At 71.8% G+C, this 11,026-nt stretch carries 11 protein-coding genes and 1 pseudogene; 1 reads left to right on the top strand and 11 read right to left on the bottom strand.

The window, feature by feature from the left end:
• Positions 1 to 241: 241 nt before the first annotated feature.
• The 8 genes and pseudogenes from OTB20_RS41005 to OTB20_RS40970 all read right to left on the bottom strand — a co-directional run bounded on the left by OTB20_RS41005 (position 242) and on the right by OTB20_RS40970 (position 4,687).
• A complete protein-coding gene (locus OTB20_RS41005) occupies positions 242 to 412 on the bottom strand; it encodes a hypothetical protein (protein ID WP_267825007.1) in 171 nt (56 codons plus the stop codon).
• Positions 413 to 505: 93 nt separating this feature from the next.
• Positions 506 to 688 (bottom strand): hypothetical protein, encoded by a 183-nt coding sequence (locus tag OTB20_RS41000; protein WP_267825005.1) that lies wholly within the window; start codon positions 686 to 688, stop codon positions 506 to 508.
• Positions 689 to 863: 175 nt separating this feature from the next.
• Entirely contained in the window at positions 864 to 1,763 is a 900-nt protein-coding gene (locus OTB20_RS40995; RefSeq protein ID WP_267825004.1) for a GNAT family N-acetyltransferase, read from the bottom strand.
• 46 nt (positions 1,764 to 1,809) lie between these two features.
• Positions 1,810 to 2,181, bottom strand: coding sequence for a hypothetical protein (locus OTB20_RS40990; protein WP_267825003.1), 372 nt, complete (start codon positions 2,179 to 2,181; stop codon positions 1,810 to 1,812).
• 229 nt (positions 2,182 to 2,410) lie between these two features.
• Complete coding sequence (locus tag OTB20_RS42660) at positions 2,411 to 2,731, bottom strand: helix-turn-helix domain-containing protein (protein WP_324290482.1); 321 nt, start codon at positions 2,729 to 2,731, stop codon at positions 2,411 to 2,413.
• Between the two features lie 136 nt (positions 2,732 to 2,867).
• Positions 2,868 to 3,317 (bottom strand): PRC-barrel domain-containing protein, encoded by a 450-nt coding sequence (locus OTB20_RS40980; protein WP_267825002.1) that lies wholly within the window; start codon positions 3,315 to 3,317, stop codon positions 2,868 to 2,870.
• Between the two features lie 139 nt (positions 3,318 to 3,456).
• A pseudogene (locus OTB20_RS40975) lies at positions 3,457 to 3,696 on the bottom strand (family 20 glycosylhydrolase); the annotation flags it as partial.
• Between the two features lie 265 nt (positions 3,697 to 3,961).
• Complete coding sequence (locus tag OTB20_RS40970; protein WP_267825001.1) at positions 3,962 to 4,687, bottom strand: hypothetical protein; 726 nt, start codon at positions 4,685 to 4,687, stop codon at positions 3,962 to 3,964.
• A 237-nt stretch (positions 4,688 to 4,924) separates the two neighbouring features.
• On the opposite strand from OTB20_RS40970, the gene OTB20_RS40965 reads away from it, so the two are divergent.
• Complete coding sequence (locus OTB20_RS40965; RefSeq protein ID WP_267825000.1) at positions 4,925 to 5,395, top strand: protein kilB; 471 nt, start codon at positions 4,925 to 4,927, stop codon at positions 5,393 to 5,395.
• Between the two features lie 116 nt (positions 5,396 to 5,511).
• Here OTB20_RS40965 and OTB20_RS40960 read toward each other — a convergent pair whose 3' ends face one another.
• The 3 genes from OTB20_RS40960 to OTB20_RS40950 all read right to left on the bottom strand — a co-directional run bounded on the left by OTB20_RS40960 (position 5,512) and on the right by OTB20_RS40950 (position 10,357).
• Complete coding sequence (locus OTB20_RS40960) at positions 5,512 to 8,421, bottom strand: helix-turn-helix transcriptional regulator (protein ID WP_267824999.1); 2,910 nt, start codon at positions 8,419 to 8,421, stop codon at positions 5,512 to 5,514.
• 329 nt (positions 8,422 to 8,750) lie between these two features.
• A complete protein-coding gene (locus OTB20_RS40955) occupies positions 8,751 to 9,608 on the bottom strand; it encodes an alpha/beta hydrolase family protein (RefSeq protein WP_420716612.1) in 858 nt (285 codons plus the stop codon).
• 443 nt (positions 9,609 to 10,051) lie between these two features.
• The gene (locus OTB20_RS40950; RefSeq protein WP_267824998.1) at positions 10,052 to 10,357 is read right to left on the bottom strand and encodes an ATP-binding cassette domain-containing protein; all 306 of its coding nucleotides are present in this window, start codon (positions 10,355 to 10,357) and stop codon (positions 10,052 to 10,054) included.
• Positions 10,358 to 11,026 lie beyond the last annotated feature (669 nt).

The following is an 11,026-nucleotide window of genomic DNA, read 5'->3' as shown; positions in this document are numbered from 1 at the left end:
CCATGATGGCAGTACAGGCACAGGTCTCCCCGGTGATCACAGAGCGTCGCAACTCCATGATCGCCAAGACTTGTGCCTGCTCTGCTACCGAGATGGCGCCACCGCGCCTATCTGCGCGGCCTCTTAGTCGACTGCTCTCTCCGCTTGGGCTTTGGTCGGGGCGAGGCGGTAGGAACTGGTTCCGGTCTGGATGATGTTGCCGCCGAACCACGGCCAAGGAGGCAGTGCGGGAGGGGGGTGCTCATCCGGCGCCGTCTTCGGGTCCGCTGTCACCGGAGTCCTCGTCCACGTGGCCGAGGAAGCGCGCGAGCCCCTGATCAGAGCGGGCCAGGAGGCCCGGTGACGGGACGCCGTAGCCGGGTTGAGCCACGTCCCAGTAGGCGGGCTCCGGGACATTGGCGGATGCTCTCATCAGGGCCCCCTTGCTGCGGTGGATTCCCAACACCCTTGACGTTGGGGATCCGGCTGGAGGCCGTTCAACGTTCTTGCGGGAAATCGGGGACTCTCACCGGTATTCTGCGGCCCGCTGGATCAGGGCCCGGGCGCGGCTCCGTGGACGGCGTGGGGTGGCGAGGTCGGAGAGGGCCCGCCCGTAGGTGGTGATCTCGCCGGCCGCGGTGATGGTGACCCGCGCGGACAGCAGCTCGATGCCGACCTGGGTGTCGTCGTAGATGGTGAAGGACTCCATCGATCGAACACAACGGTCGCGGAGCGCGGGCGGCAATGATTGCGAGGGAGAGGAATGCCCCAACCCACACGTCTGCAACGGCCTTTAGGCCCGATAGCCAGTGCCTGCGCGCGCCGGCATCCCCGCCCCGCAGCGAGAACATGACGGCGCGGGGCGAGGATCAGGACCGCTGCTCCTACGCGGTCGGGGCGGCGGGGTGGAAGTTGATGCGCTCGCGCACCACGGGGAAGCCGGCCTTGGCGAAGTTGGCGGCCATGGGGAAGTTGCCCCGGTCCGTGGCTCCGGTGACGGCCTCGGCGCCGTGCTCCACCAGGAAGTGGGTGCACTCCGCGAGCAGGTCGTAGGCGTAGCCGCGGCCGCGGCGTTCCGGGAGGACACCGATGAAGCCGACGGTCGGCCCGGAAGGGTTGTGCGCGGGGATGTGGATGCCGGCCAGGTCGCCCTCAGGTGTACGGGCGATCTGCCACCACTCCCGCGGGGACGGGCACCAGTGGAAGAAGTCGAGCTCCTCCTGGGCGGCCCGGTCCAGGCCGCCCTCCGCTATGGCCTTCAGCGCATGGGCGTCGAGGGTGGCCGCGTGGATGCGGCGCAGCGCGTCGAAGAAGACCGCGTCGTCGGGTTCGGCGCCGAATACGAGGCGGCCGGGTCGTTCGGGGAGTCCGCGCTCCGGGGTCCAGCGGTAGAGGAAGCGTTCCACCAGGAGCTCGTAGCCCGCCGCTCGGGCGGCGGCGAAGCGCGTCTTGGCGGCGGCGGCCAGGGCGGGGTGCTCCCGCCAGTCGCCGGGGAGGTTGATCTCGAGCTCGACCTGCCAGGGGGCGGAGCGCAGGAGTTCGGCCCCCGCTTCCGCCTCGCCCTCGGCGACATCGAACCAGTTGACGTTGACGGGTTCCTTGTCGTCGGGGCCGCCCCACCAGGCGCCACGGGCGACGACGGTGCCCTCGCGCAGGGCCACCCGCTTCCAGTCGGGGCGGTGGGTGGTGCGCTCGTGGCCGGTACGGGCGCTCAGCGGGTCGGGGTGTGCGTCGAACAGTTGGGCTTCGCTCTCGTCGAGCGCGCGGATGACCAGATCGGTCATGGATTCCTCCGGGACGGGTACTGCGTGGGGCGCTCCCGGTCTCGGATCAGACGAACAACACGGGGGTAACGGGGAGGGAGCGCTTGGTGGTTGAGAACTGCACGGCACTCGCCTCCTTTCGTTCGTCTCGCGCGACGTGGTCCGAGGCCGGACGATACTTGGTCATCGGCAGGTGCGTCCACGCAATTTCGGAGAGCCGAGCGGCCGGGCCATCCAGCACAACAGCAGCTTCCAAGACGGCCCTGGACTCGGCGCAGGCATTGCTCGGCAACCTGATCAGAACGACGTTGGCCGCTGCCTCGGCCGCCGTCCAGCAGTCGTTCGGGCCTGGTTCCCGTACCGCGTCGTCCTCGAGCTTCTCAACGGGACCCGACCGGGAGCGGATCGCCTGCGTCTCCAACCGCACCGAGATCATCACGGACTGATCCACGGCGGACCGTCCGACGTGCGGGTGGGAGTGGAGCTGACACTCCCAATGAGTCGGCGGACCGGGCCTGCGACGGGGGCACGGAGGCCGAAGTACCCCGAGAGTCGCCGTGCCGGCTCACCAGGACGACAGCGCCTACAGGGTCCGGTCACGCGGCTGTTCCCGGCCGCGGCCGTCCCTCCCCGTCAGGTCCCGGTCGGCGACGCGCTCATCGCTGCCGTCAGGAACGTGATCGCCCACCGTCGGGCCGCCTCGCCCGCCACCGGGGACGGGCAGTCCGGGGAGGGCCGGTTGGTTCGGTGACCGGCGGGTCCGGGGTCAGAGCGAGCAGCCGGTCGAGCCCGGCGCACTGTGCGGCGTTGATGGGCTCGATCACGCGGCGGGCCACCGCGGCCAGGAGTTCGGCCTTCGAGCCGAAGTGGTGCCCGACGGCGGCCAGATTCGCTCCCGCGAGGTCGGTGATCGCGCGGACCGAGGTGCCGCGGTATCCGCGCTCGGCGAAGAGGGTTTCGGCCGCGTCGAGGACAGCTGTGCGGCGCACAGGTGGATCCCGCCAAGGCCGGCTGGGTGCTCCGCCGGCAGCCCTGGCCTCGCCGACAGCGCCGCTACCGCCCCAGTACCCTTCCCGCGTCTGGCCGCAGCAGCGTCCCAACCGGCCCCCTGGCAGGTCTGGCGGCCTACTGACCGGGCTGCGCCGCCCGCAGCCGGGACACGTGTGTCTCCTGGCCGGCCGCGCCCTCCCGGATGGCACCGGCCCGGTCCATCTGCCCCCAGCCCGCACCCGGCTCGGCGTTCACCTCTTCCCTGGCGTCCCTGATCCCGTAGTGGGCGAACAGCTTCTGCTCCTGCGCCACGGACAGCACCCTGTCGCAATCAAGCGCCGCGCACGGAGCCTGCTCGATCAGGGAGACGGCGTAGGGCAACACCAGACGCTGATCTTCCAGCGCCGCGTGCCTCAATGGGACGAATACGCCACCCAGGCCGGACGCACTGTCAGTGATCCGTACCCATTCGGGCCTGCCGGTGGTGTCGTCCACAAGGACATAGTCCACCCCGCCCACCCGCTGACCCTGCTGCGTATACGCCGCACACCCGACCATGGCCGTCAACTCCTGCACAGTGATCATCTCGGCTCTCCTTCTCCTCCCGCCGCGCCCTGCTGTCACCGCGCGGCTACCCGCACACGGCCACGGGAAGCGGGTGGGCGAGGTCCGAATTCACCTCCCTGTGCCGAGCTCCATTCCGGAGCCGGCCAGGGAGACGGCACTACTGGGGCCGGTACCCGACGCCCATGGCGTCCAGACGGGCCTGGTGGAACCGCATCCGCGCGGTGAAGTCCGGCCAGGCCGGGGTGGAGGGACCGCCCGACCAGGCACGGTCGGCCAGGGCGCAGAGCCGCGGGAAGCTGAGGTGTTCGAGGTGCTCGGGAGTTTTCGCGTACTCGGTCCACAGCGGAACGTCTGTTGGCCAGCGCCCCGGCCCGGGCACAGGCTGCCTGGGCTGGGCAGGCCATAGCGGCGGCGGCTTCACCGATTCCTGGCCCGATCTGGCGAACCTTCTCCACGCGGTCGCGCAGGCACTTCACGAAGGCGGAGACGTCCGCGGACTGCGCCCCTGCCTCACCACGCAGGGTTCCCTGTGGTGGGAGGAAGACGGCTGCGACGAGCTGAATGGTGACCCGCTGAGGCCCGCCCCCATCGGGCAGCCCTAAAACCAGCCATTGCAGGTGGGCCGCCGCAGTGGCTGAGGCTCGATGCCGATCGGCGGGGCGTCAGTCGTCGGCCTGCGGGGGTGCGAGTGCGCCGCAGGCGAGCACCGTGGTCGCCGTGGCGTCGAGGAAGAGCATGAACGTCCAGGACCGGTCCTCAGCGATGATCTCACCGACTCGGATCGGCTCGTCTGCCGCGCGACGCAGGATGTCGATGGTTTCGTCGAGGGCGAGCGTCTGCTGGCCGCGTAGCCGGGTGCGTCTCAGTCGCATGCCGTGCGTCGTACCCAGTCGGCCTGCGGGGATCAGCTCGTCCCCGACCGCGAAGCCGCCGCCGGCGAGCAGGGCCGCCCGGGCCGGTCGGCATGCGGTGGTGCCCTTGTCCAGCAGGGCCGCAAGCTCGTCACGTGTCATACCTGCCCGCGGGTGAGCTGCACCGACCTCGTCGTCGGTCCTGGTCGTCGTTCCGGCCATCACGTCGAGTTGTGTGCGGGCAAAGTGCCAGACCTGTTCGAAGGCGCCTTCGGAGACCTCCGATACCCCTTCGGCCTCCCCCCAGCCGTCGAAGCTGATCTCCGCGAGGGTGCCGTACTCGCGCTCGTACGCTTGCAGCGCCCCGAAGTCTGCATGGTCCCTGAGTCGGAGGACCTCGGTGAGGGTCGCCGCAGCCACCGGCTGGTGGTCAGAGCCCCGTAGGCCGGCCTGGCGTCGAGCCCACCCCTCGTCGTCGAGTTCGAAGTACGACCAGTGGCCGTGCTCGCTTTCGTGAATCCGGATCCACCGCGTCATGTCCCTATGATCGCCCCTGTCATCCGCCCACGGCGTTGCGCGGTGGTGATGCGCAGACCTCGCGCCATCCGGCGCACCCGGGCGAGGTGCGGCCGACCGCGCCGACTGCCGCGAGCGTGCGGGTACTTGCTTTCCGGCCATCTCGTGTGCCGGTCGACCCAGCGGCGGTGATCATGGGCACAGAGTCGTATCTCAGAGCGCAGTCGCGGCGGAATGACCCGAAAGGACCTCAGACTGATGGCCATATGGTCTTCGATCGTTGCCGTACTCGGCACCCTCGCCGGTGCCCTGATCGTCGGACTCCTCCAGCACCGTTCGGCGCGCACCTCACGCGCCGAGCAGCGCGCCGACAGCCACCGCCAGGACCAGCTCGGCGCCGTCACCGACTTCGCGGCCGCCCTGGACGCGCACCGCTCGGCGATGTTCCACCGGGAGCGTCTGGCCCTGACCGAGACGGGAACCGAGCACCAGCTGGAGGCCCAGACCAGGTCCCACGACACCCGGGCGGCCATCACCGCGCCCCACCTGCGCCTTCAGGTCCTGATCCCCGAACTGGCCGGCCCCGCCCAGCAGGCCGCAGATGCCACGTACGCACTACGCAAGGCCAGCGGCCGCACCGAGCTGGACGCCCGGCGGCATACGGCCAAGGAAGCGGCCGCGGCCTTCGTCGCTGCGGCCGCCGCGCGGCTGAGCCCCAACAACCGCTGACCGAGGGGGCCACTGCCGACGCTCTGGCCCGTCGGTCCAGCCGGTCCCTACGCCGGCAGCACCATGTCGGCCGGGCCTGGCGATGAGGTCGCGCGGGTCGCCGGCTGCGGCCGGAGTCAGTGCGGCGTACCGGTCCGGTCAACGGGGTGGTACGCGCCTTGCCCTCCTCCGCCCTCCCCCGCCCGGTCCACCAGCCGGGACAGCTCGGTCCTGGAGCGCACTCCCAGGAGGGCGAAGACGTTGCGCAGGTGATGGTCGACGGTGCGGGGGCTGACGGAGAGGCGCAGCGCCACTTCGCGGTTGGTGGCCCCCTCCGCCACGCAGCGTGCGATGCGCAGTTGCTGGGGCGTGAGGCGTTCGAGGTTCCCCGTCGGCGGGGCGGCGGATGCTTCGCCGGTGGCACGTAACTCCGCCCGGGTCTGTTCGGCCCAGGGCAGTGCCCCGCAGCGTTCGAACGCGACGAGTGCGTCCCGGAGCCGGCTCCGGGCCTCTCCCGGGCGGCGCTGCCTCCGTAGCCACTTCCCGTACAGCAGCTGGGTACGAGCGCGTTCGAAGGCGCCGTCGGTCGCTTCGTGCCGGGCGAGCGCCAGGGCGTAGAGGGCATCGGTGTCCTCCGGGGCGCCGACCAGGGCCAGGCACCTGGCCAGTTGGGCCGGTGCCTGGGGATCGATCCCCAAGGCCACCCAGGGGGTGTACCCGTCCACGGCGGCCCTGGCCTCGGCCATGCGGCCCGACAGCACGGCGGCCTCCACGAAACACGGCACGGCGAGCATGCGGACGGCGAAGTGACCTCGCTGGGGGCCCGGCCGGGTCAGCGGACCGAGCCGGGCGGCGGCTTCGAGCGCCCGTCCGTGGCACAGGTCGGCGCGGGCCAGAGCCCATTCGGCGAGGGTGGCGGCCTGGACGAGCCCGTGTGGGCCCGCCGTCTCCAGCGCCGCACGGGCATGGGCGACGACGGCTGCCGCTCCGTCCTCGACGGAGGCGACCATGGCGAGGATCGCGTGCTGGTGTGCGGCGACGTTGCGCTGTCCTGCCCGGTGCGCGGCGCGCAGCCCTTCTTGTGCGTGGGCCCTGGCCCGGGCGTGCTGTCCGGCGCGCAGCTCTGCGTACGCGAGGTGTTCGAGGATCTGGGGGGCCAGGGAGTCGAGCCCCCGCGACCGCGCGACGGCCAGGGCTCGTGCGTTGGCGTGACAGGCCGCCCGGATGTCGCCGAGGACGAGCGCGGCGACTCCGGCCAGCAGTAGTCGTGTCGGATCGTCGTCGCTCTGCGCGCCGTCGAGGACTCGGCGCAGCGGGTCCCGGGCCTCGTGCAACTTCCCGCCGAGAGCGGCACGCAGACCCAGCCGGTAGTCGCCCGAGGATCCGACGAGTGCCCACGGGCCGGCGGCCGGTGGGGCGCCCAGGCTTTCCGGGTGTTCCGGGTGTTCCGGGTGTTCCGGTGCGGATGCGGGGAGGGCGTTCCGCAACTCCGGTTCGGCCATGCCCGGTGGTGCCGTGAAAGGCGTGGCCGGTTCGTCTAGGGCGACCAGGCAGGCCGGGGCGTCTCCCGCAGCCCACGCGGCCTCCATCGCCGCGAGCCGCGCCGACAGGGCCCGCTGCCCGTCGTACGGCGCGAGCCGGGTTGCTGCGACGAGCAGCGCCTCGTAGGCGTCCCCGACGGGTCCGTCCCGAAGAGCGAGGACTCCCCGGACCAGTTCGGCCCGGGCGGCCACCACGTCATGGACCGTGGCGTCCCGGGTGCCGCCGAGCAGCTCGCGCGCCCTGCCGGAATGCCCTGCCAGCAGGGCGTACTCCGCCGCTGCGGTCAGGCGTGACACCCGGGCGTCGGCGTGGGGGGTGAGCTCGGCGGCCCGGGCGAGTGCTGCCGCACGCTGCGAGCCGGACGGACCCGTGCCGGGAGCCGTCGCCGCGGCGGCGAGGGCGGCAGCGAGGGCCGGAGAGGGGCCTTCGGCTGCCAGGGCGAGGTGGAACAGGCGGCTCAGCCGGTGCCGGTCGCCGTCGATGACCGAGGCGAGCAGTGCGTGCGCGTCCCGGCGCCGGGAGAGCGGAGCTACGGCGTACGCCGTCCGCCGCAGGAGGGAGCTTGCGAACACGATGCGGTTGCCGTCGCTGCAGGCGATGCCCGCCGCCTCGGCCGGGTCCAGCGCAGCCGGGTCCAGTCCCGCCGCCCGGCCGGCTTCGAACACGTGGGCCGCCTCGGCTCCCTCGGGGTCGGCCTCGTGCGCGGCGCCCGTCAGCAACAGCAGCAGCCGCGTCTGGGCGGGCAGCGGGGCGAGGCGTCGGCCGAAGGTGCCCAGCAGGGTGCTGCCGTCCGCCAGGGGACGGGGCAGCAGGCGATGGCCGCGGAGCTGGTCCGGTGCCAGGCGTGCGACCAGGGCGGTCAGGAGCGCCGGGTTGCCCTCGGCCTCGCGCAGGAGTTCCTCGCGTACGGCCGGCGCTGCGTCCCCGCCGGTCAGCTCGTCGAGCATGGCCGTCGCCGCGGGGTCCTCGAGCGGTGCGAGGCGTATGACGGGCAGTCCGGAGAAGTCGGGGTCGTCCGCCCGGGTCTGCGCCGTGGACAGCACCAGTCCGATGCCGGGCAGCGCATCGCTGCGGCGCGCGGCGAAGCCGAGGGCCGCTCGTGACGGGGCGTCCCACAGGTGGGCGTCGTCCACGCAGACGAGCAGCGGCGATCCGGCGGCGATGCCCGGTAGCCGTGCCCACAGGTCAGCCGGTGCGAGGCCCGAGGCGAGCACGGCGGCGGGCGGCGGCGGGCGGCCGACCGCCGCGCACAGCAGGGCGTGGACTCCGCCGTACGGCAGACGGCTCTCGGCCGGCGCGGTCCGGGGGCGCAGCACGGTTCCGGCCGTGAACTCGTCGGCGGCGTGAGCCAGGAGGGCGGTGCGGCCCAGTCCGGGCTCGGCGGCGATCAGGAGCGAGCCTCCGCGCCCGGACCGGAGCCGGTCCGTCAGGGCTTTCACAGCTTCCAGTTCCGCACTGCGGCCGAAGGTCCTGAGGGGACTCGACACTGTCGTGGTTCCGCTCACGCCCGCCACGTTACTTCTGCGTGAACAGCGGCGGAAGGCCTTTCCCATGTGCCGCTGCGTCGGCCGGTCACCCCTTCGACCTGCGCAGACACGGAGCGCAGGGCGCTGGTTGGAACCGGTCCCAAGGGAAACGGCGCGGATCTGTGCCGGAGCACAATGGGCGCGACACGGCAGCCGGGGCGGGCGGCGAGCGGCAGCGGGCAGGGGACACGGCGCCCACCGCGCCGGTACGGCACCGAACCCGCGTATCCCCGTACGCTCCTACGCCGCAGCCGGTGGCGCCGGCGGACGCGGGAAGCGCGACCGCCACCACCACCGGCTGCCGATACTCAGGAGGTGTGCGGGCAGTTGCCCCTGTACTCGTCGATGGTCAGGCTCGGCCGCGGCAGGGGGCAGAGGAACTGCTCGTAGCGGGTGTCGTCGTCGATGAACCGCTTCAGCCACGAAATGCTGTATTTCGCGATGGTGGTGTTCGACGAGTTCGGGGTGAAGTGCGTCGCGCCGTTCAGTTCCAGGTATGCCTTGTCCAGCGTGCCCGGCAGACTCTCGTAGAAGGGCTCGGAGTGGGAGGCGACGGGCGCGATCGTGTCGCCGTCCGCGCCGACGACCAGGGTGGGCGTCCGGATCTCGGACCAGGACTTGTCCAGGTTCCAGCCGGTGAGCGGGATGGCCGCCTGGAGGGAGGGCCGGCTCTTGGCGGCTTCCAGCGTGCCACCGCCGCCCATGGAGTGGCCCATCACACCGAGCCGGGTGCTGTCGATGCGGGACCGTACCGTGCTGCGCTGCGTCAAGTAGTCGAGAGCGGACAGCAGTTGGGTACCTCTACTGGCCGGCTGATCGAGGGTGGTGAGGGTATCGATGGTGAAGACGACGAACCCCTGGGAGGCGAGGCGCGGGCCGAGCCAGGCGATGGACGACTGAGAGGCGGTGTAGCCGGGCGAGATGGCCACGGCGCCGAAGGTGCCGTCGCTCGTGGACGTCGGATAGTAGACGGTGCCGCCGCCGAAGCCCGTGACGCTCAGGGAGGAGACGCTGGTCTGCGACACCGCGTAGGAACCGCGGGCGGCCTCGATGCTCGACGTGCTCGGCGCGGGTCCCCGCTCGAACGGGTTTCCCGCGGCGTGGGCGCTGGGAGTCGACACGGTCCCGGCGGCACCGATGGCGAGGAGCGCCGCCAGAGCGGCCACGAGTGAGCGCAGCCGTACCTTCCCGGTCCGGAGGCGGTCCGCGGCCCGGGGGGTTGCGTCCGGGCCGGCGTTCCCGCCGGGGTCTGGTGAGTCGCCGACGCGGTGGGTGTTCTCGGTGGTCTCGGTGTGCTGCTGCTGCACGACGGAGTCGTCCTCTCGGTCGCGGCGGAGCCGTTCCGGTCGTGGCCCGAGCCTCGCTGCTGGCAGCCGAAGGCCGTGCGCCGCGCCGGTGGACACCGCCTCGTTCGCTGGCGGGACCACTGTCGCGGCGTACGCCGCGCCCGCGCATCGGCGTAATCACCTGCCTCGTGTCCCGAGGTGCTCCGAGGTGCTCCGAGGTGCTCCGAGGTATTCCGCCGGTGCGGTGCGCATCGGCGGTCGCAGGGGAGGGCGCGGCCGCCGGTGAGGGACGTCAGCCCGAGCCGTACGCCCCCGGCGTCATCTCATGGGGCCTCCTGCGTGAAGACCTTTCCCTTGCGCAGAGTGAGGATCCGGTCGGAGCGGGCGGCGAGGGTCTGGCTGTGGGCGACCACGACGACGCACTTGTCCTGGTCGTGCGCCAGTTGGCGGAAGACTTCGATGACGCCGTCGGCAGTGTCCTCGTCGAGGTTGCCGGTCGGCTCGTCGGCGAAAAGGATGTCCACGTCGCAGGCGAGCGCGCGGGCGATGGCGACGCGCTGCTGCTGGCCTCCGGAGAGCTGCAGGATGTTGCGGCGGCTCATGTCGCCGTCGAGGCCGACCTTCGCCACTTGCCCTTCGTGAGGATGGTGCGGGGGCTCAGGCGCAGGGTGGAAGTGGCAGGGATCGCGGTGGCCAGCAGGCCTATGCCCAGGCCGAGTCCGGCAACTGCGGCAAGGTGCGCCGGCGCCGGCCGTACGGTGATCTCGTCGATGGGTCGGCGCCTTCGACCGGCTGTTCGTTGGGGTCGATGCCCTCGCCCAGCCCGGTGGACCCCGGGGGCGGTGGCTGCCAGGCCTCGATCTTCCGCTGGGCCTCCTTCGCCTAGTGCTGTGGCCGGGAAGGTTTGCCGGGTCGCGGTGTCCGGTGCGGTGCATCGCAAGGCGGAGGGCCGAGGCTCGTACTGGACGTACTTGCCCGGTCCGACAACTCAGGGGGCACCTCCCAGCGGTAGCTGGGGGAGAGGTGCCGTGCTGGGCGCCACGACACGGTGAACCTTTCCGGTCACAGCACTAGTAGGACTCCGTTAGGTGTGGTCTGGTCTTGTGCGTTCGCGCTGGTGGCGGGGTTTGGGTAGGGGTCGGTGGCAGGTGGTGCAGACGCCGGTCCAGCGGTTCAGCAGGCTCTGGATGGTGTCCAGGACCTGGTAGAGCGTCAGGCCGGCGTGAGTGCTTTTGGGTGGAGCCGGTGCTGGGTGAGGAAGGCGTGGGCGGCGGTGACCAGGGTGACGTGGTGGTGCC

The sequence above is a fragment of the Streptomyces sp. H27-H1 genome (assembly GCF_026627445.1).
In the GTDB taxonomy this organism is placed as follows: Bacteria; Actinomycetota; Actinomycetes; order Streptomycetales; family Streptomycetaceae; genus Streptomyces.
Note: the sequence above shows the minus strand (reverse complement) of the source record. Positions and strands in the feature narration are given on the sequence as shown.